20 protein-coding genes are annotated in these 18,229 nt (G+C 68.0%); 8 read left to right on the forward strand and 12 right to left on the reverse strand.

Annotation, left to right across the window (positions count from 1 at the left end; translation table 11 throughout):
• The first annotated feature begins 93 nt into the window (after positions 1 to 93).
• The gene (locus ACUXVE_RS07465) at positions 94 to 525 is read left to right on the forward strand and encodes a pyridoxamine 5'-phosphate oxidase family protein (protein WP_025873924.1); all 432 of its coding nucleotides are present in this window, start codon (positions 94 to 96) and stop codon (positions 523 to 525) included.
• A 42-nt stretch (positions 526 to 567) separates the two neighbouring features.
• Here the strand turns inward: ACUXVE_RS07465 and ACUXVE_RS07470 are convergent, their stop codons facing one another.
• Positions 568 to 1,956: a DUF2867 domain-containing protein gene (locus ACUXVE_RS07470; protein ID WP_445514132.1), complete on the reverse strand. Its 1,389-nt coding sequence runs from the start codon at positions 1,954 to 1,956 to the stop codon at positions 568 to 570.
• Between the two features lie 11 nt (positions 1,957 to 1,967).
• Positions 1,968 to 2,279, reverse strand: a complete 312-nt coding sequence (locus tag ACUXVE_RS07475; protein WP_025873922.1) for a metalloregulator ArsR/SmtB family transcription factor — start codon at positions 2,277 to 2,279, stop codon at positions 1,968 to 1,970.
• A gap of 131 nt (positions 2,280 to 2,410) precedes the next feature.
• Between ACUXVE_RS07475 and ACUXVE_RS07480 the strand changes: the two genes are divergently transcribed.
• The 6 genes from ACUXVE_RS07480 (at position 2,411) to ACUXVE_RS07505 (ending at position 8,131) form a co-directional block, all read left to right on the forward strand.
• Complete coding sequence (locus ACUXVE_RS07480; RefSeq protein ID WP_032975907.1) at positions 2,411 to 3,004, forward strand: NMCC_0638 family (lipo)protein; 594 nt, start codon at positions 2,411 to 2,413, stop codon at positions 3,002 to 3,004.
• A 186-nt stretch (positions 3,005 to 3,190) separates the two neighbouring features.
• Positions 3,191 to 3,658 carry a DUF2975 domain-containing protein gene (locus ACUXVE_RS07485; protein ID WP_025873920.1) on the forward strand — a complete coding sequence of 156 codons (468 nt, stop codon included), beginning with the start codon at positions 3,191 to 3,193 and terminating at the stop codon, positions 3,656 to 3,658.
• 13 nt (positions 3,659 to 3,671) lie between these two features.
• Positions 3,672 to 3,896 (forward strand): helix-turn-helix domain-containing protein, encoded by a 225-nt coding sequence (locus ACUXVE_RS07490; protein ID WP_025873919.1) that lies wholly within the window; start codon positions 3,672 to 3,674, stop codon positions 3,894 to 3,896.
• Positions 3,897 to 3,958: 62 nt separating this feature from the next.
• Complete coding sequence (locus ACUXVE_RS07495; RefSeq protein ID WP_222390363.1) at positions 3,959 to 5,497, forward strand: TerC family protein; 1,539 nt, start codon at positions 3,959 to 3,961, stop codon at positions 5,495 to 5,497.
• Positions 5,498 to 5,579: 82 nt separating this feature from the next.
• Positions 5,580 to 6,716, forward strand: a complete 1,137-nt coding sequence (locus ACUXVE_RS07500) for a metallophosphoesterase (protein WP_445514176.1) — start codon at positions 5,580 to 5,582, stop codon at positions 6,714 to 6,716.
• Between the two features lie 140 nt (positions 6,717 to 6,856).
• Positions 6,857 to 8,131, forward strand: a complete 1,275-nt coding sequence (locus ACUXVE_RS07505) for an MFS transporter (RefSeq protein WP_445514133.1) — start codon at positions 6,857 to 6,859, stop codon at positions 8,129 to 8,131.
• 4 nt (positions 8,132 to 8,135) lie between these two features.
• Here ACUXVE_RS07505 and ACUXVE_RS07510 read toward each other — a convergent pair whose 3' ends face one another.
• Positions 8,136 to 9,083, reverse strand: coding sequence for a nucleoside hydrolase (locus ACUXVE_RS07510; protein WP_222390361.1), 948 nt, complete (start codon positions 9,081 to 9,083; stop codon positions 8,136 to 8,138).
• Between the two features lie 154 nt (positions 9,084 to 9,237).
• Here ACUXVE_RS07510 and ACUXVE_RS07515 point away from each other — a divergent pair, with 154 nt between their 5' ends.
• Complete coding sequence (locus ACUXVE_RS07515; protein WP_088101548.1) at positions 9,238 to 9,576, forward strand: hypothetical protein; 339 nt, start codon at positions 9,238 to 9,240, stop codon at positions 9,574 to 9,576.
• Between the two features lie 136 nt (positions 9,577 to 9,712).
• Here ACUXVE_RS07515 and ACUXVE_RS07520 read toward each other — a convergent pair whose 3' ends face one another.
• The 9 genes from ACUXVE_RS07520 to mdcA form a co-directional block, all read right to left on the reverse strand.
• Positions 9,713 to 10,432, reverse strand: a complete 720-nt coding sequence (locus ACUXVE_RS07520) for a GntR family transcriptional regulator (RefSeq protein WP_088101547.1) — start codon at positions 10,430 to 10,432, stop codon at positions 9,713 to 9,715.
• Positions 10,433 to 10,536: 104 nt separating this feature from the next.
• The gene (locus tag ACUXVE_RS07525) at positions 10,537 to 11,904 is read right to left on the reverse strand and encodes an SLC13 family permease (protein WP_071305649.1); all 1,368 of its coding nucleotides are present in this window, start codon (positions 11,902 to 11,904) and stop codon (positions 10,537 to 10,539) included.
• A gap of 101 nt (positions 11,905 to 12,005) precedes the next feature.
• Positions 12,006 to 12,926 carry a malonate decarboxylase subunit epsilon gene (gene mdcH / locus ACUXVE_RS07530; protein WP_445514134.1) on the reverse strand — a complete coding sequence of 307 codons (921 nt, stop codon included), beginning with the start codon at positions 12,924 to 12,926 and terminating at the stop codon, positions 12,006 to 12,008.
• Complete coding sequence (gene mdcB, locus ACUXVE_RS07535; protein WP_445514135.1) at positions 12,923 to 13,780, reverse strand: triphosphoribosyl-dephospho-CoA synthase MdcB; 858 nt, start codon at positions 13,778 to 13,780, stop codon at positions 12,923 to 12,925. Before mdcB ends, mdcH begins: the two co-directional genes overlap by 4 nt.
• Complete coding sequence (mdcG, locus tag ACUXVE_RS07540; protein ID WP_445514136.1) at positions 13,777 to 14,427, reverse strand: malonate decarboxylase holo-[acyl-carrier-protein] synthase; 651 nt, start codon at positions 14,425 to 14,427, stop codon at positions 13,777 to 13,779. Before mdcG ends, mdcB begins: the two co-directional genes overlap by 4 nt.
• Positions 14,420 to 15,124, reverse strand: a complete 705-nt coding sequence (gene mdcE, locus ACUXVE_RS07545; protein ID WP_445514177.1) for a biotin-independent malonate decarboxylase subunit gamma — start codon at positions 15,122 to 15,124, stop codon at positions 14,420 to 14,422. Before mdcE ends, mdcG begins: the two co-directional genes overlap by 8 nt.
• A gap of 2 nt (positions 15,125 to 15,126) precedes the next feature.
• Positions 15,127 to 16,035 carry a biotin-independent malonate decarboxylase subunit beta gene (locus ACUXVE_RS07550; RefSeq protein ID WP_445514137.1) on the reverse strand — a complete coding sequence of 303 codons (909 nt, stop codon included), beginning with the start codon at positions 16,033 to 16,035 and terminating at the stop codon, positions 15,127 to 15,129.
• Complete coding sequence (gene mdcC / locus ACUXVE_RS07555) at positions 16,032 to 16,352, reverse strand: malonate decarboxylase acyl carrier protein (protein WP_445514138.1); 321 nt, start codon at positions 16,350 to 16,352, stop codon at positions 16,032 to 16,034. The genes ACUXVE_RS07550 and mdcC overlap by 4 nt, the downstream gene beginning before the upstream one ends.
• 10 nt (positions 16,353 to 16,362) lie before the next feature.
• Positions 16,363 to 18,006, reverse strand: coding sequence for a malonate decarboxylase subunit alpha (gene mdcA, locus ACUXVE_RS07560; protein WP_313249470.1), 1,644 nt, complete (start codon positions 18,004 to 18,006; stop codon positions 16,363 to 16,365).
• Between the last annotated feature and the right edge of the window lie 223 nt (positions 18,007 to 18,229).

Below are 18,229 nucleotides of genomic sequence, written 5' to 3' on the forward strand. Positions count from 1 at the left end.
CGGCCACTGCGTGAAGAAGGCGCCAGCAGCCATCCACGCATCGGTCACCGCGTCGGGCAGACGCTGGACACCCATCTGTTGAAGGAACTGCCCATGACCACGCTCACCCTTCCCGAACTGGCCAAGAAAATGGCCGGCATCGATTTCACCATGCTGCAGACCCATGCCGGCGGCCAGATCGCTGGCCGCCCGATGAGCAACAACGGCGATGTGGACTACGACGGCGACAGCTGGTTCTTCACCATGGAAAACACCGACATGGTGCGCGAGATCAGCGCCGACCCGAACGTGGCGCTGGGCCTGACCGGCAGCAAGTCGCTGCTGGGCAAGCCACCGCTGTTCGTGCACGTGCAGGGCAGGGCGGCGCTGATCCGCGATCGCGCCACGATGGCCCAGCATTGGGTGAAGGACCTGGAGCGGTGGTTCGAGCAGGGCGTGGATACGCCGGGTCTGGTGCTGATCCACGTACACGCCAGCCGCATCCATTACTGGGATGGCGAGGACGAGGGCGAGATCGTGGTCTGATCGCGGGGGCCGCACAGGGCCCCTGCACATTGCTGCCGCAGCTCAGGAATGTGCAGGCGTGCCGGACCACGCGGCCAGTTCCGGTGCCAGCGCATGTTCAACGGCGCGGCGCAGCAGTGCCGGGGCCACGTAATGGCGATGGGCGCTGTCGATCATGGCCATGTAGAAGCGGCCAAACGCATTGAGCGTCTGCACGCGCGAGCCCAGGCTGATGTGGACCTGGCCGTCCTCGCAGAACTGCACATGCACGCTGCTGCGGAAGCGGAGATGGCGGTCGTCTGCGCCGAGCAGCACTTCGGCACACCGGTCTTCCGCATCCACCCGCGCATCCAGCACCGGGAAACGGCCGCCGAACACGCGGCTGCGATTGGTGGACAGCAGCGACGACACCGGGCAGCCCAGCGGCGAGGTGCGCAGACGCAGTGGTGCAACCAGACGATTGCGCAGGGCCATCAAGCGGCCGACGCCCGCCGGCGGGTTGCGCAGGAACCCGTCCAGTATGTCGGCCAGCAGGGCGGAGGCCGAGCGATGGCGGGTCTGCCCGCCGTGCAGGGTCAGCGTGGTCGTGTCGTTGTAGTGACTGTGCGGCAGGGCGCTGGCGAGCATTCCCGCTGGAGGCGACGACGCGCTGCTGCAGACCGGGTACGCCGGTGTCGCCCGCTCCACGAATCCGCGCAGTGGCTCCAGGCTGAAGCGACGCAGCGGCCCCAGCAACGTGCGCGTCTGCACGCACAGGCGCGCGCGCAGGCTGGGCGCTGCCGCCCGCAGTGACAGTTGCAGCAACGGCGTGGCGGCGAGTGTGGTTGCGCCGGGCCAGTGCGCTGCTGGCAGCACGTCGGTCAGGCTGGGAATATCCGCGGCGTTTGCCTGTGCCTGGGCGCGTGCCTGCGCGCTCATTGCCCCGGCCAGTTCATTGCTGTGGCACGAGAGCGCGAACAGGGCAGGGTGGGCCGGACTGTTCGAGGCGAACTGGTGCCAGGTGCCACCACCAAAGCGCACGGTGAACAGGCAATCGGGAGGGATGCGGACACGACGCAGCGACCGCAGGAAGTGCGACGGATCGTCCGCCAGCTGCTGATCGGATGCGCTGGCAAACCGCAGCTCGGCACCGGCACTGCCGGCGATGGCGGTGAACATGCGCGGCCCGGCATGGCGGTGGAAGGGATGGCCGCCGGCACCCACCACGAAGCTGTACAGCGATGACGGATCGCCGTGCTGCAGGTGCATGCCACCCAGCCGTGCCGAGGGCTCGTCCAGCGCATCGATGAAGGCCGGGTGGTGGCGTTGGCGCTGGCTGGCATCGCTTACCAGCGCATCGCCGGCACCAATGCCGAGCTGCGCGATCAGGGTGACTTCCACCGGGCCACCGCCGTCGTGTGCCGGAAGCTGGATACTCGGGAACGAACGGCTGGTGCGGGTCGAACCGGGCATCGCAGTGCTCCTCAGCGGGCGGGTGTCTTGCGGCGTGCGCGCGCTTCGCGCTTCAGCGGGCCGCCGACCGGACAGACTTCGGCAGCCCAGGAAAACAGCGTGTTGGCCAGGCGGTCGGGCACCTGCCGGAAGTACACGAACTGGCCGCGCTTCTCGCGTTCGATCAGGCCGGCGTCTTCCAGGATGCGCAGGTGGCTGGAGAGTGCCGGCTTGCTGAAATCGAAGCGCTCGGCCAGCTCGCCCGCGCTGAGTTCGCCGGCGCTGAGGTAGGCCAGGATCTGCCGGCGTGCGGTGGAGGCCAGGGCTTCGAAGATGCGGTCCATGGTTGCAGTTAACTAATTCGTTAACTGATGTTCCCCCTGGTGGCAGGTGATGTCAAGCGCGGGCGTGCCCGTTGCGTACTGCCTCCCGGCTTTGTCATCCTCCCCGCTGTTTTCCGTTCCGTGGAGTTCCGATGCGCCCTGCGCCCTGGCTGATCGCTGGCCTGCTGCTGCCGATCGTGGTGATGGCCCAGCCTGCGCGTGCGCCGAAGGCACCGGCGCAGGATCCCTTCAGCGAACTGTTCGACACGGCCTGCATGCAGCACATCGGCGCGCCGGCGCGGCTGCAGTCGCTGATGGATGCCAATGGCCTGACGCCGCTGCAGCCGGCCGAGGCCGCTACGCTGCTGCAGGGCCAGCCGGGCATGGCATGGATGGTGCCGTTGGCCAGTGGCCGCTATGCGGTCAGCTGGGCCGACGATGGCACCTGCACCGTGTATGCCGAGAAGGCCGACCCGGCGGTGGTGCAGAAGGGCTTCGCGCGGCTGATGCAGGCCGCACCGAAGCCGCTGCAGATCCGCTCGCTGCCCTCGCGCGGTCCATTGTCCGGCGACCAGGTGGCGATCCAGTACGGTTGGGCAACGCCGGGCGAAAGCAAGCTGCGCGTGCGCTTCCGGCTGGTCACCCGGCAGGCCGCCGAGGCCGGGGTGCAAGCGATGGCCTCGGCCACGCCGGGCGAGGCGATGCGCGAACAGGCCGCGCCGCCTGCACCGGCACCCGCCCGGTAGCGCTGCAGGAGTACACGCGATTCAGCCAACAGCCCGGGGATGTGATATATCGTTTATCGATAAATCCACCCTGGGGCGGCAGGGCCGCTCCACATCGGAGGCTGCTTGACCGCTCGTCCCGCCCGCGTCCTTCCTGCGCGCGGCTTGTTCACCCTGGCCCAGACCGCCGTGCAGGCGGTGCGCGCGATGTGCTGGCTGGGCATCCTGGCCGCGCTGCTGGCGGTGCCGCTGGTGGCCTACGACCGCAGCTGGCTGCTGGACAGCGTGCACGACGCGCAGGCCGCGGCCGTGCACGGTTCGCATCTGTTCCTGCATTTCTGCGTGGGCCTTGCCGCCATCGTCGCACTACTGGTGCTGTGCCTGGTGTTCCTGCGCCACCTGGCGCGGCTGTTGCGTTCTGCGGCCAACGAACGCCCCTTCACCCATGCCAATGCCGTACGCCTGCAACGCATGGCCTGGCTGATGCTGGCGATGGAGGTGCTGTCCATCGTGATCGGTCTGTATGCCAGCTGGATGGGGCCGGACTTTGCGTGGATGGAAGTTGGCGGTGGCATGTCGATCACCGGCCTGGTGGCCGTACTGATGCTGTTCGTGCTGGCGCGGGTGTTCACCGTTGGCGCAGCGATGCGCGACGATCTGGACGGTGTGATTTGATGGGCATGATCTGATGGCGATCGTCATCACCCTCGACCGCATGCTGCAGCAACGCGGCATGACTTTGTCCGAGCTGGCCGGGCGCATCGACATCACCCTGGCCAACCTGTCGATCCTGAAGACGGGCAAGGCACGCGCGATCCGCTTTTCCACCCTCGATGCGATCTGCCGCGAACTGCAATGCAGCCCTGGCGACCTGCTCGGGCATGACCCTGCGCAGGCGCAGGATGCGGATTGAGCCTGGCCGCGCCGCACGCCTGCACCCCACCACTTTTCCCTTACTGACGAAACGGACCTGAAATGGAATGGTTGGCTGACCCCTCGATATGGATGGGCCTTGCAACCCTGGTCGTGCTGGAGATCGTTCTCGGCATCGACAACCTGGTGTTCATCGCGATCCTGGCCGACAAGCTGCCGCCGCACCAGCGCGACCGCGCGCGGGTGATCGGCCTGGCGCTGGCGCTGCTGATGCGGCTGGTGCTGCTGGCTGCGTTGGCCTGGATCATGAAACTGACCGAACCACTGGTCACCTTGTTCCAGCACAGCTTCTCCGGCCGCGATCTGATCCTGCTCGGCGGCGGCCTGTTCCTGCTGTTCAAGGGCACCATGGAGCTGCACGAGCGGCTTGAAGGCCGCGAGCATCACGAGGACGGCAAGAAGGTCTATGCCAGCTTTGCGATGGTGGTGGCGCAGATCGTGGTGCTCGATGCGGTGTTCTCGCTGGATTCGGTGATCACCGCGGTCGGCATGGTCGACAACCTCGGCGTGATGTATGCGGCGGTGACCATCGCGATGGCGCTGATGCTGCTGGCCAGCAAGCCGCTGACCCGCTTCGTCAACAAGCACCCGACCGTGGTGGTGCTGTGCCTGGGCTTCCTGCTGATGATCGGTTTCAGCCTGGTGGCCGAGGGCCTGGGCTACAGGATTCCGAAGGGGTACCTGTACGCGGCCATCGCGTTCTCGATCCTGGTGGAAGCGTTCAACCAGTGGATACGTTTCAACCGCGAGCGCAACGAGCAGCGCCAGCCGTTCCGCCAGCGTACTGCCGATGCCGTGCTGCGGCTGCTGGGTGCGCGCCAGGCCAATGGCCACGATGAAGATGAAGCCGATGAGCGCGGCAGCACCGAAGAACGCCTGCAGCCCGCCGAGCACGAGATGATCCGCAGTGTGCTGGGCCTGGCCGACCGTCCGGTATCGAGCGTGATGACGGTGCGTGCCGACGTGCAGTGGATCGACATGGCGCGTGGTCACGACGATGTGGTCGCACGCCTGGTGGCGTCGCCGCATACACGGATGCTGGTGGGCGAGGGCGATCTGGACAGCCTGCGAGGCGTGGTGCAGAGCCGTGACCTGCTGGCCGACCTGCTGCAGGGCAAGCCACTGCAACTGGAAGGCAACCTGCGCGAGCCGCAGTACGTGCTGTCCAGCGCCAGTGCGTTGCAGGCCCTGGAGCTGATCCGCCAGCACCCGGTGCCGTTGGCAGTGGCGGTGGACGAGTACGGCAGCGTGGAAGGCCTGGTAACGGCCAACGACCTGCTGGCGGCGATCGCCGGTGATCTGGCCGATACCCAGGACGAGCGCTATGGCGTGGTTGCACAGGGCGAGGACTGCTGGGACGCCGACGGCGCGCTGACCCTGGACGACCTGCAGCGGCTGGCCGGCGTGTCGCTGCCGCGCAGCGCGGACTACATGACCATTTCCGGGCTGGTGCTGGAGCAACTGGGGCGCCTGCCCGACATCGGCGACACGCTGGAGGTGGCCGGTATCCGCATCACCGTGCTGGCGATGGAGAAGCGGCGCATCACCCGGTTGCGGGTGGAACGCCTGCCGGAAGCGTGACGATGTCGGGGCTGGGCCCATGCCCGGCTCTATCCATCGCCATCTTCTGCCGTCACCATGGCGGGCCTGTTCGCCGTTCTGGATTGTCGTAGTGCTGAGTACGATTGGTTTTCTGATGGGCCTGTATGTGGCCTGGCGCCTTTTCTGGCCGCTGCGCCTGCCTGTCTGGTCGAAGCTGGTGCTGTCGGTGCTGCTGGTGGGCATTGCCGTGCAGCTGCGCATCGTCGCCAGCTTCTGGGGCACGATGGCCTCACCGGAAATTCCGAAGTTGGCCATTGCCACGCTGGCCACCGGTTCCACCGCCGTGCTGCTGCTGGCCCTGGCGTTGCTGGTGCTGGACGCCAGCCTGTTGGCCGCGCGCCTGCTGCGCGCACCGCGTGCCCTTTCCGTACTGCGCAGCAAGGCGCTGCGCCCGTCTGCCGCGGTGCTGGCGCTGCTGCTCAGTGCCTTCGGTGTCAGCCAGGGCATGGCCGTGCCCAAGCCACGGCAGATCGAGGTGGCCATCAGAGGCCTGCCGCAGGCCTTCGATGGCTACCGTGTGCTGCAGCTCACCGACATCCACGCCAGCCGCCTGCTGACCGGCGACTGGGTGCGCCAGGTCGTGGCTGCAAGCAATGCACTGCAGCCGGATCTGGTGGTGATCACCGGCGACCTGATCGACGGCAGCGTGCAGGCGCGCCGCAACGATTACACGCCACTGGCGGACCTGCGTGCGCCGGACGGGGTGATCGCCATTACCGGCAACCACGAGTACTACGCGCAGTACAGCGAATGGATGCAGGCGTTCCGCGCGCTGCACATGCAGGTGCTGGAAAACAGCCACACCCAGGTGCGCCGTGGCGGTGCGGCACTGACCATCGCCGGCGTCACCGACCCGGTCGCCGCACGCTATGGCCTGCCGCTGCCCGACCTGGAGGCCGCCCTGGCCGGTGCCGACCCCAGCGCACCGGTGATCCTGCTCGACCATCGGCCACGCAATGCGCGCGAGGCCGCTGCACGCGGGGTGAAGCTGCAGCTGTCCGGGCACACCCATGGCGGACAGATCATCGGCATGGACCAGCTGGTGAAGCGCGCCAACGGCGGCTTCGTCTCCGGTCGCTACGCGGTGGATGGCATGACGCTGTACGTGAGCAACGGTGCCGGCCTGTGGGCCGGGTTCCCGGCGCGCATCGGCGTGCCGTCGGAGATCACGTTGATCACCCTGCGCCGGGCGCCGTGATGCGGTGGGGTCGGATCCCTTTGCAGACAGGAAAGGGCTCTGCCCCCGATTACCAGAGGGCAAGCCATCCACGCATGGCGTGGATCTACCGCATCGTCACCGCCTTCATGACACGCTGCGGCCATGAAGGAAAGCACGCAATGACCGCAGGACGGCAGCGCTCGATGTGGGTGGCCGGCCTGTCCACGGTGGTGGAGTGGTACGACTTCACCCTGTACCTGTACTTCGCCACGGTGCTGTCGCGCGTGTTCTTCGGCGGTGGCCAAGAGGCGATGCTGGTCACCCTGGCCGGCTTTGCGGTGTCCTACCTCATGCGTCCGCTCGGTGCGCTGTGCTTCGGCCACCTGGGTGACCGGCTCGGCCGGCGCTGGATGCTGCTGGCCTCGATGGCGTTGATGGCCGCGGCCATGCTGGCCACCGCGTCGCTGCCGACCGCGGCCACCGCCGGTGCGACTGCTGGCGTGCTGTTGCTGATCCTGCGCTGCGTGATGGCCTTTTCCGTGGGCGGCGAATACACCGGCGTGGTCGCCTATCTTCTGGAAAGCGCGCCGGCGCGACGACGTGGCCTGGTCACCTCACTGGCCTCGGCGGCCAGCGAAGTCGGCGCGCTGCTGGCAGTGGCCATCTCCGCGCTCACTGTGGCCCTGCTGCCTGCGCCGCAGCTGGACAGCTGGGGCTGGCGGATCCCGTTCTTGTTCGGCGCGGCGCTGGCACTGGTGATCCTGATCGCGCGTTCGGGCATGCACGAATCGCCGGAGTTCGAACGGCAGCGGCGCGAAGGCAGCATTCCGGCTACGCCGCTGCGGCACGTGCTGCGCAACCATCCCGGTGCCGTGGCGCGCACGTTCGCGATTTCCGCACTGGGTTCGATCACCTACTACGTGGGCATCACCTATGTGCCAGCATTCCTGCACGCACAGGGGCACGACGAAGGTGATGCGCTGTGGCTGTCGACGATCGCGGCGGTGGCGGTGATCGCGATCACCCCGCTGTGCGGGGCGCTGTCCGATCGCTTCGGGCGGCGTCCGCTGCTGCTGGGGCTGACGGTGCTGGCGGCGCTGCTGCCGTCGTCGATGTTTGGCTGGATGGCCGCTGCTGCGCCGTTGGGCATCGTGCTGGCAGCGGTGAGCCTGGCCTGTGTGGCTGGCGGTATCAGTGCGGTGGCGGCACCGGCCACGGCCGAGCAGTTCCCCGGCGAGGGCCGGGTCAGTGGCCTGGCGCTGGGGGTGACCATGGCCACCGCAGTGTTTGGCGGGGCGACGCCGTGGTTGGCGCAATGGTGGGTGGAACGCAGCGGTTGGGCGGCGGCGCCGGGGGCGATGATCGCGCTGGTGGCGGTGCTGGTGCTGCCGGTGCTGTGGACGCTGCCGGAGACCGTGCCGAAGACCCGCCCCGTGTCCCGGGGCGGGCAGTGAGCGCTTAGACCTTCAGGGTCTGCTCGATGTCGGCCAGCACCGCGGCCGCATCCACGCCGATGGCGATGGACTGCAGGACATGGCCGTCCCACACGCTGGGGCCGAAACCCATGCCTTCCGGCTTGGGAATGGTCATGCCACGGGCGACGCCGTCGGTGGCCACACGCACGCTGGCGCGCTCGAACTGGAACAGCTCCGGGCGGGTCAGGGCGATGCAGGCGCAGCAGTCGTGCACGACCATGCCCTTGTGGCCGGCCTGCAGATAGAAGTCGACGTAGTCCTGCGACAGGGCGCGCACCAGTTCGGCATCGGCGCCGCCGATCGCGGCCAGCTTGTCCAGGCCGTCGCGGTTCATCTCGACGCGGGTGGTCACGTCCAGGCCGATTGCGGTGACCGGCCAGTGGGCGGTGAACACGATGTCGGCCGCTTCCGCGTCGCCCCAGATGTTGGCCTCGGCCGCCGGGGTGATGTTGCCGTTGACGTGGAACGCACCGCCCATCAGTACCACGCCACGCACCAGGCCGGCGATGTCCGGGGCCTGCTGCAGGGCCAGCGCCAGGTTGGTCATGCGGCCGACCGCCACCAGGGTCACTTCGCCCGGATGGGCGCGCACCAGGTCGATGATCAGCTGGTGGGCAGGACGGCCGTCGGCGGTTGCATCCAGCGTTTCCGGCACCGGGTGGTTGCCCAGGCCGTTGTGGCCATGGATGTGCACCGGCCAGGCTTCCGGGGTGGCTTCGGGCTGCAGCGGGCCTTCGGCGCCGCGCGCGACCGGCGCGGACAGGCCCCAGGCCTGCTTCAGGTACAGCGCGTTGTGGGTGGTCGACTCCACCGAGGCATTGCCGAAGGTGGTGGTGACGCCGATCAGGTCGATCTGCGGGTGCTTGTGCAGGTACAGCAGCGCCAGCGCGTCGTCGACGCCCGGGTCGGTATCGAAAATGACTTTCAGCATGTTGTTGTTCTTCTTCTTCCGTCTGGTGCAGGGGGGCCGGCGGCCCTGAGGGCAGGCCGGCGCGCCCCACATTGTCCCATCTTCATGACAGGCAGGGCGAACCGGCGGCGGTGGTATCGTCTGCGGGCCCGAACCCGTCGCAAGGAGCTGCGCCATGCTGGCTGTGACCCTCGTCCTGATTGCCCTGGTGCTGGGGCTGAACCTGGTGGCCAGCTTCGTGGTGCTGGGCCGCGACGACCTTCCCGCCAGCAGCCGCGCCGGACAGCTGCTGGTGGTGTGGCTGCTGCCACTGGTCGGCGCGATCGTGTGCATGGCGATGGCCACTGCCGATGGTTCGCCCGCGCGCGCCGATGGCAGCGGCGGTGGACCGGCCGATTTCTCCGGGGGCTATTCCGGGGACAGCAACAGCCACCACAGCTACAGCAGTTCCGACTGCAGCAGTGGCGACAGCGGTGGGGGCGGAGACGGCGGCAGCTGCGGCGGCGGCGATTGAGGAGAGATTCCAGGTTGCCGGCCAGCGGCCGGCACTACCCGGACGTGACCTATCGAGGTTGCCGGCCAGCGGCCGGCACTACCGTGACCGGGCCTCGCCGGGGTAGTGCCGGCCGCTGGCCGGCAATCCCATGAGCTCAGCTTCCGCCTTCGGTCGGCAACGGCGCAGGCACGTTCAACAATCCGCCATTGGCCACATACGCAGCCAAGGCCTGGCCCTGGCTGAGCAGGTGGCGTTCCATCGTGCGTTCGGCGGCGGCAGCATCGCGCTGGCGGAAGCAGTCCATCAGTTCGCGGTGTTCGGCCAGCGACTGCGCGGTGCGGCCCGGCGCCAGCAGCTGGCGGCCGCGATGCATCTTCAGGATGCGGTGCAGGTCGTGGGTGATGCGGATCAGCCACGGGTTGCCGGCGTAATGCTGCACCGTCTCGTGGATGAGGTAGTTGTTGCGGTAGTACTCGGCGATGTTGCCCTCGGCGGCGGCCGCTTCCATCGCCGCGTGCAGGTCTTCCAGCTGCTGCACGCCGGCGTCGTCGATGTGCTTGACCGCTTCATGCGCGCATCGGCCTTCCAGCATCGCCATCACCGGGAACAGCTGGTTGAGGTCTTCCAGGGTAAGCCGGGTTACCCGTGCGCCGCGGCCGGCATCGATCTGCACCAGGCCTTCGGCGGCGAGCAGCTTCAACGCTTCGCGCAGGGGCGTACGGCTGATGGCCAGTTCCTCGCACAGCGCCGGTTCGTCGATCCACTCGCCCGGCGGCAGGCGGTAGTCGTAGATCCGCTCGCGCACGTGTTCGGCCACCTCCTCATACAGAGGGGCGCGCTTCTTCGGAGGACGCGGAGCGGGAGCGATGGCCATGCGGAAAGTGTAACGCCAGGTAGTGCCGGCCGCTGGCCGGCAACCCGTGATCGTTCGACGGATGCACGAGGTTGCCGGCCAGCGACCGGTACTACCGCAGGCATTTACATCCAGCCCGGCACCACGAACACCAGCCACGCCAGCAGCGGGCCGAATGCCACCACCAGGCCGCTGTAGACCAGGAAGCGGCGGAACAGCGTTTCGCGTTCTTCCTTCGCGGCCGAGGCCACCACCAGTGCGCCGTTGGTCGAGAACGGACTGACATCGACGATGGTGGAGGACACCGCCAGCGCGCAGATCACGCCTGCGGCACTGAGATGGCCCTGCATCAGGAATGGCACGGCCAGCGGAATGGTGGCGCCCAGCACCGCCGCCGACGAGGCGAATGCGGAGACGATGCCGCCCACGTAGCAGACCAGCAGCGCGCCCAGCAGCGGGATGCCGATGCTGGAGACGCCGTGGCCGATGAAGTCCACGGCACCGGCATGTTCCAGCACGCCGATGTAGGTGACCACGCCGCAGATCAGCAGCACGGTGGACCAGCTGATGCCGTCCACCGCACCCTTCTGGCTCTGCGGCGACAGCAGGGCCAGCACCACCGCAACGGTGATCGAGACCAGGCCGACGTTGAGGTTGTAGATCAGCGCGGCCACACCCAGGCCGAGCAGGCCGATCAGGGTGAACAGCCGCTCGCGGGTCAGGCCCACCGCATCCAGGGCCACCGGATCGTTGGACAGGGTGCCACCACCGGCTGCGACCAGGGCACCGTGGCCTTCGATGGCGAACTGCCGCGATGAAGCCTGCGGGCCACCGGCCATCGCCAGCTCCGCGGTACCCACCGTGCCCGCCGCAGTGATCGAACCACGACGCAGCAGCGCGATGCCGCCGAAGGCGAAGAAGCAGATCGTGGCCATCATGAAGTTGAAGCCGAGGCTGGTCAGGAACACCGCCATTTCGGTGACTTCCAGCCCGGCCTTCTGCACCACGCCGTTGGTGATGCTGCCGTACACGCTGATCGGCGAGAAGCCACCCGCCTGCGCGCCATGGATCACCAGCAGGCCCATCATCAGCGGATTGATGTTGTACTGCTTGGCAAAGCGCAGCGCGACCGGGCCGATGATCGCAACCGCGGCCGGGCCCAGCGCACCGAAGGCGGTCAGCACGGCGGTGATCACGAACATCACCCACGGGATGGCCACGATATGGCCGCGTACCGCTTTCACCGCCCAGTGCACCAGCAGGTCGATGGTGCCGTTCTTCTGCGCGATGGCGAACAGATAGGTGATGCCGACCAGGGTCAGGAACAGGTCACCCGGGAAGCCGGCGAGCACCTCCTTGCCCCCCATGTCGACCCAGAGCCCGCCGACGATGAAGGCCAGTGCGAAGGCGACGGCGCCCATGTTGATCGGCATCGCGGTGGCGACGATGAACATGATCACCAGACCGATGATCGTTGCAATTTGTGGAGTCATGCGCCCTCCCAGACACCTGATTCGCGTGTTGCACGGATGGAAGCCCGCCATCCCGGGGTATGGCCTGTTACGTACTGCGCGTTACGTACTGCTCAAACCCGTTACTGCAGCCGCTGCAGCGCGCTGCGGACCCACGCCGCCGCGCCGTCCAGGCTCTGGAATTCCTCGATCGCGCGTACCTCGCAGCACGGATAGGCCGGCGCGATCATGCGTGCCAGTGCGTTGCCAGGGCCCAGTTGCAGGAACACGCGCGCGCCGCGCTCGAAGGCCTGGCGCATCACCTGTGCCCATTCGATGGTCTGTGCCAGCTGCGCGGACAGCGTGTGCACCACCGCTGCGGTGTCGCGCACCGGCCGTGCGTCGATGCCGGCCAGCAACGGCAGGCGCGGCGCGTGCAACGTGGTGGCCTGCAGTGCGGCGGCAAACGGTGTGACCGCCGCCGACAGAAGTGGCGTATGCGCCGGCACATGTACCGGCAGCACGCGCACCTCGGCACCCTGTGCGTGCGCGGCAGCGGCCAGCGCACGCAGTGCCGGCAGCGTGCCGCCAACGATGAAATGATCTGTGCCGTTGGCGATCGCCACGTGCGTGCCGTGGATTTCGCACAATGTCTGCACCGTCTGTCGATCCAGCCCCAGCATCGCCTGCATTCCGGCATCGACCGGACTGACGGCGTCCATGAATCGTGCACGCTGCGCCGACAGGGACAGGCAGGTGGTCACGTTGAAACTGTCGGCGATGGCATGTGCCGCCAGTTCGCCAATGCTGTACCCGGCCACCACGATCGGGTCTGGCACGGCGCCGCGCAGGGCATGCCAGTGCGCGATGCTGGCGGCGCACAGCAGCGGCTGCGCCTGTGCGTTGTCGAAGCGGTCGTCGTCGGCCGCGGCCGCGAACACATCGCGCCCCAGCGCGTCGCTCGCCGCATCCAGTACCGCGCGTGCAGCGGCCATGCCGCGCACATGGTCGAACATCGCCGGATGCTGCGCACCCTGTCCGGGGCAGAGCAGGGCCAGGCTCATGCGCCCTCCTGCTGCAGCAGGAACCAGGCGCAGGCCAGCAGATCGGCACTGCCACCCGGGCTGAGCCGACGCCTCACGAACGCATCGCCGAGGGACTGCAGGCGCATGCGCCAGTCCGGCGCGAAGGCGCCACCGGCGGAAAGGAATGTGGCCGCTTGTTGTTGCGCCCAGCGCAGGCCCTCGGTACCGCCGCGATGCAGCAGGTTCAGATCGTCCACCTGTGCCACCAGCTGCATCAGCGTCTGGCACAACGCGGCCTCGCGCGGCAGGCCGCTGTCCAGCGCATGGCGCAGGGCAGGCAGGGCCAGCTCGCGCAGCACCGGGTAGCCGGCGGCAGCCTGTTCGCGTACGCCGCAGACCCCATGACGCGCACGTGCGCGCTGTCCCGGGCTGTGCGGGTCCAGCGGCGCAGCGATGAGTGCGTCATTCCACTGCTGAACCGCCAGGCACACATGCGCGCCCGACACGGCATGGCCATGCACGCGCCTGCGCTCAGCGGCGGCGGCCACCAGCAGGCCAAGGCTGAAGATCGCACCGCGATGGGTGTTGATGCCGGCGGTGGCGACCAGCATGGCCGCTTCAGCGGCAATACCGTGATCGCGCAGCACCGTGAAGGGGGCGCCGGCGGCACCGGCCCTGGCCACCGCCGTGAAGTAGTGGCGCAGGGCGAAAAGACTGCGCAGGAAGGTGCCGGCATCCATGTCGTCATGGCTGCCGCTGTCGAACGGGGTGACCAGGCCCGGCTTCGGGGCGCACGCCAGCTCGGCGTGCAGGCTGGCAATGGCCAGCCGTCCCAGGCGTGCGCTGTCGACCACCGCGTCGCGTGCCGGCAACGGCTTCGGGGCGGCGATCATGCGATCGCCTCGCGCGTGGCGAACAGTGCATCACGCGCTTCCAATGCGGCTCCATCAAGGCGTTTCACCAGTACCTGGCGACTGCGGCCGGCAAGTTCGCGCCAGTTCACTGCGCCACCATCGGGCAGGCACAGCTCGCCATCAAGGCGATGCGGATGGCGGGTCTGCCATGCCAGCAACTGCGCGATCAGCGCCTCGGCCTGCGCGGCATCGGTCACCTGCCACAGCAGGTCGATGTCCGAACGCTCATGTACATAGGGCAGGGCGGTCAGCCATTGCCAGGCGAAGGCGCCGAACACACGGGCCGGGGCCAGTGCCTGCAGGTCGTGGAGTGATTCCTGCCACGGCTGTGGAACACCTGCGTCGCCTGCTGCCAGCAGCTCGCTCAACGCCGGCGGAGCGCGCATGTTCGCGACGTCGCACAGCGGTACGCGCAACGACAGGCGCTGCTTGCCTTCGGCCGGTGGCAACGGAACGCCCAATCGCAGGCGCGTATCGGCATCATCCGCGGCACGACGCGCCGCCACTGCAGGGAAGCCCTGCGCGAACCAGGCGGCAAGACGCGGCTCGTGCGCGGGCAGGTCGGCCCGCCAATCGGCATCGGCCGACAGCCAGACCAGCGTGTGCCGGGCCGGCCGCTCAGGCATTGCCTTGGCTCACAGCAGTGGCTACCTGCGCAGCCAGCGTGCGGCCACCCCGTTCGGCGCCCAGTGCGGCGCGATGGTCACCGTCGACGGCTGCACGCAGTGCTTCAAGCAGGTGATGCGCCAGATCGCCATCCCACAGCGATTGCACTGCGCCCATCGCCACGTAGTTCTCCACGCCCGGTGCGAACACCGGCGAGGTCAGGCTGAGCGCCTGCAGTTTTTCCAACGGTTGCTTGGTCACCCGTGCCATCGCGCGCAGATCCATCACCCGCACCTGCGCATCGGGCAGGGCATGGATGAGGTCGGCCATCAGCCCGAACGACAGGAAGCCGCCACTGACCGATTCGCCGTAGACCAGCGTGACCAGGCGCGCGCCACGGCGGCGGGCCAGGTCCAGGGTCTGTGCGAGGTGGGCGAAGTAGCCGTTGATGCCCAGCAGCTCATCGCGGCGCGCCAGCCGCTGGCCGGCGGTATCGACCAGCATCACGATGGGCCGCTGCGGATGTGCAGCGGTGCTGGCAAGCACGGTGTCGGCCAGCACCAGCGCGTGGTCCACACCGACTTCGATCCTGTCGGTGGTGCCGATCACCGTCACCTCGCCGTCGTCGGTAGTCGCCGTTCCGGTCAGTACCGAGTCGTTCACCGCGATCGTATGGCCACGCGGGAAAAGCGCATCCAGCAGCGTGTTCAATGGCAGGCTCATGGCAGGCTCCGGTGCGCAGTGGCGGCAAGGAAGGCATCGGTTTCCAGCAGCGCCAGACGTTCCGGGTCGGCAATGCCCTGGCGTGCCCAGATCTGCAGGCCATCGTTGCAGTCGCCCCACGCCTGTACGCGCGCCTTCAACGCGGCGTGGCGTGCCTGCAGCGCGGTCAGTGCCGCGTCGGGGTCGGCGCTGGCGGTGTCTGGCTGCAGCGCATCCGAGGCGGCCTCGGCGAATGCGCTGATCGCATCGGGCACCAGCACCTGCGCCTGGTCGATCAGGTAGCGGTGCTTGCCACCGGTCACCCGCCACACCAATGCGCGGTCGCGCGAATCGAATTCCTCCACGCCGCGCACGGTCTCGATCACTTCGGGGCCGGACAGCGACAGCCGTCCTTCCTCGGACATGATCACCGTACTGCAGCAGCGGGCGACGATGCCCATGCCACCGAAGGCGCCGTTGCCGCTGCCGATCAGCGCCACCACCGGTACCCCGGCGGCACGCGCGCCGAGCGTGGCGCGCATGATTTCGGAAATGGCGATCAACCCGGCGTTGGCTTCATGCAGGCGCACACCACCGGTATCGAGCAGCAGCAGCACGCCGTCGGGGTGGGTGTCCACCGCGCGGCGCAGCAGGCCGGTCAACTTGGCGCCATGCACCTCGCCCACGCCGCCGCCCATGAATTCACCCTGCTGCGCGGCCACCAGCACGCGCTTGCCACGCAGGCGTCCCTCGCCGACGACAATGCCATCGTCGAACGCGGCAGGCTGGTCCAGCTGCGCCAGATGCGGGCTGATGGCGCGCCGGGCTGGGCCGAGAAATTCGCGGAACGATCCTGCATCAAGCAGTCCCGCGATGCGCGCGCGGGCATCGGCTTCGTAGTAGCTGGTGCGCTGTGCGAGCGTCATGGCTGGCCTCCGGCAAGCAGGGTCTCGACGGCCTGGTCCAGGCGCAGGCTGACCACCGCCGGTGTGGCGCCGGCATCGTTGATCGACACGCGTACATCGCGCAGGGGATGACGCTGTGCGAAGTCGGTGATCACCGCCTGCCATACCGTGCCGAAGCCACGTGCAGCGGTGATGATGCGCACGGTCATCGCACCGTCCAGCTCGGCCGGCTCCAGCAGGATTTCCAGGTTGCCCGAGGCCAGTACGCCCACCAGCACCGCATCGGTGGGGAAGCGCACGGGCGTCGTGCCATTGAATCGATAGTCGAGGGTTTCCATGGCGTGGCCCTTACCAGTTGCGGAAGCGCTTGGGCGGGTCATATAGACCGCCGGACCAGCGCACCAGGTCTTTCACCGAACGCGCGGCAAGAAGATCGCGGCTGGCATCGCGCACGTTGATGCCGAGATCGTCCGGGCGGCGGATCACTCCGCGGTCGCGCAGGTTTTCCACCATGGCGCGGTCCCGTCCCCTGCCCACGGCGGTATAGCCGGCCACGCCGCGGATCGCCTGCTCGCGTTCCTCCGGGCTGCGGCACAGCAGCAGGTTGGCGATGCCTTCCTCGGTCAGCACATGGCTGACGTCGTCGCCGTAGATCATCACCGGCGGCAGCGGCATGCTCGCGCGCTCGGCCAGGTCCCAGGCATCGAGGCGGTCGACGAAGGCCGGCGCCATGTGCTCGCGGAAGGTTTCCACCATCTGCACCACCAGTTTGCGCCCGCGTGGCATCTCGCCGGGCCGCGCGGCCTGCTGGCCCGCCTTGATCCAGGCGTCGCTGGCGTGGCGGCGGCCGCGTGCATCCGACCCCATGTTGGGTGCACCGCCAAAGCCGGCGATGCGGTCGCGCGTTGCGGTGGAGCTGTTGCCCTGCAGGTCGATCTGCAGGGTGGAGCCGATGAACATGTCGCAGGCATACAGCCCTGCGGTCTGCGAGAACGCGCGGTTGGAGCGCATCGAACCATCGGCGCCGGTGAAGAACACATCACCGCGCGCGGCGATGTACTTCTCCATGCCCAGTTCCGAACCAAACGAGTGCACCGATCTGACAAAACCCGATTCGATGGCTGGAATCAGCGCCGGGTGCGGGTTGAGCGCCCAGTGCTGGCAGATCTTTCCCTTCAGCCCCAGCGACTCGGCGTAGGTCGGCAGCAGCAGTTCGATTGCTGCGGTATCGAAGCCGATGCCATGGTTGAGCCGGTTCACGCCGTACTCGGCGTAGATGCCCTTGATCGCCATCATCGCCATCAGCACCTGGATCTCGGAGATCTGCGCCGGATCGCGGGTGAACAGCGGTTCGATATGGTTCGGGCGCGGCGCCTGCACCACGAAGTTGACCCAGTCGGCAGGAATATCGACGCGGGGAAGGGTGTCGACGATCTCGTTGACCTGGGCGATGACGATGCCGCCACCGAATGCGGTGGCCTCCACGATCACCGGCGTGTCTTCGGTGTTGGGGCCGGTGTAGAGATTGCCGTGGCGGTCGGCAGCCTGCGCCGCGACCAGTGCCACGCGCGGAGTGAGGTCGATGAAGTAGCGGCCGAACAGTTCCAGGTAGGTGTGGATGGCACCGATCTGGATGCGTCCTTCGGCCACCAGGTTGGCCAGCCGCACCGACTGCGGCCCGGAGAAGGAGAAGTCCAGCCTGGAGGCGATGCCGCGTTCAAACACATCCAGGTGCGAGGGCAGCGACAGCACCGACTGCACCATGTGCAGGTCATGCACCCGTGCCGGGTCGAGGTCGGCCAGCGTCTGGGCGAGGAAGTCGGCCTGCTTCTGGTTGTTGCCTTCCAGGCAGACCTTGTCGCCCGGCTCCAGCAGCGCGTGCAGCAGCTCGGCGACATCGCCGGCCGCCACCTCGTGGCCCCTGGCCCATGGCGCGGCGCGTTCCAGCCGCGCCTGGCGGCCCCGCTCCAGCGTGTCCCAACTCGGGTTCATCGACGGACTTCCGAATGGCGTTGGAATAATTACGCCATAATTACGGAGGGGTGTGCAACCCGCAGTGCAGCAAAGAAAAGGCCCGCGCGAAGGCGGGCCCAGTCAGGTGGGCCACGACCGTGGGTCGTGGCGGAGCGTCAGAAGCGTGCCGACCAACGGTCGGCACCCACCCAAACAGTGGGCACCCCCCCAATGGTCGGCACCCACCCAAACAGTGGGCACC

The organism is Stenotrophomonas sp. 3(2025), assembly GCF_052665395.1.

Excerpts from the sequence above, each read along its gene's own strand:
- ACUXVE_RS07465 (WP_025873924.1), top strand. The coding sequence starts at position 94 with ATGACCACGCTCACCCTTCCCGAACTGGCCAAGAAAATGGCCGGCATC.
- ACUXVE_RS07470 (WP_445514132.1), bottom strand. The coding sequence starts at position 1,956 with ATGCCCGGTTCGACCCGCACCAGCCGTTCGTTCCCGAGTATCCAGCTT.
- ACUXVE_RS07475 (WP_025873922.1), bottom strand. The coding sequence starts at position 2,279 with ATGGACCGCATCTTCGAAGCCCTGGCCTCCACCGCACGCCGGCAGATC.
- ACUXVE_RS07480 (WP_032975907.1), top strand. The coding sequence starts at position 2,411 with ATGCGCCCTGCGCCCTGGCTGATCGCTGGCCTGCTGCTGCCGATCGTG.
- ACUXVE_RS07485 (WP_025873920.1), top strand. The coding sequence starts at position 3,191 with ATGTGCTGGCTGGGCATCCTGGCCGCGCTGCTGGCGGTGCCGCTGGTG.
- ACUXVE_RS07490 (WP_025873919.1), top strand. The coding sequence starts at position 3,672 with ATGGCGATCGTCATCACCCTCGACCGCATGCTGCAGCAACGCGGCATG.
- ACUXVE_RS07495 (WP_222390363.1), top strand. The coding sequence starts at position 3,959 with ATGGAATGGTTGGCTGACCCCTCGATATGGATGGGCCTTGCAACCCTG.
- ACUXVE_RS07505 (WP_445514133.1), top strand. The coding sequence starts at position 6,857 with ATGACCGCAGGACGGCAGCGCTCGATGTGGGTGGCCGGCCTGTCCACG.
- ACUXVE_RS07510 (WP_222390361.1), bottom strand. The coding sequence starts at position 9,083 with ATGCTGAAAGTCATTTTCGATACCGACCCGGGCGTCGACGACGCGCTG.
- ACUXVE_RS07515 (WP_088101548.1), top strand. The coding sequence starts at position 9,238 with ATGCTGGCTGTGACCCTCGTCCTGATTGCCCTGGTGCTGGGGCTGAAC.
- ACUXVE_RS07520 (WP_088101547.1), bottom strand. The coding sequence starts at position 10,432 with ATGGCCATCGCTCCCGCTCCGCGTCCTCCGAAGAAGCGCGCCCCTCTG.
- ACUXVE_RS07525 (WP_071305649.1), bottom strand. The coding sequence starts at position 11,904 with ATGACTCCACAAATTGCAACGATCATCGGTCTGGTGATCATGTTCATC.
- mdcH (WP_445514134.1), bottom strand. The coding sequence starts at position 12,926 with ATGAGCCTGGCCCTGCTCTGCCCCGGACAGGGTGCGCAGCATCCGGCG.
- mdcB (WP_445514135.1), bottom strand. The coding sequence starts at position 13,780 with ATGATCGCCGCCCCGAAGCCGTTGCCGGCACGCGACGCGGTGGTCGAC.
- mdcG (WP_445514136.1), bottom strand. The coding sequence starts at position 14,427 with ATGCCTGAGCGGCCGGCCCGGCACACGCTGGTCTGGCTGTCGGCCGAT.
- ACUXVE_RS07550 (WP_445514137.1), bottom strand. The coding sequence starts at position 16,035 with ATGACGCTCGCACAGCGCACCAGCTACTACGAAGCCGATGCCCGCGCG.
- mdcC (WP_445514138.1), bottom strand. The coding sequence starts at position 16,352 with ATGGAAACCCTCGACTATCGATTCAATGGCACGACGCCCGTGCGCTTC.
- mdcA (WP_313249470.1), bottom strand. The coding sequence starts at position 18,006 with ATGAACCCGAGTTGGGACACGCTGGAGCGGGGCCGCCAGGCGCGGCTG.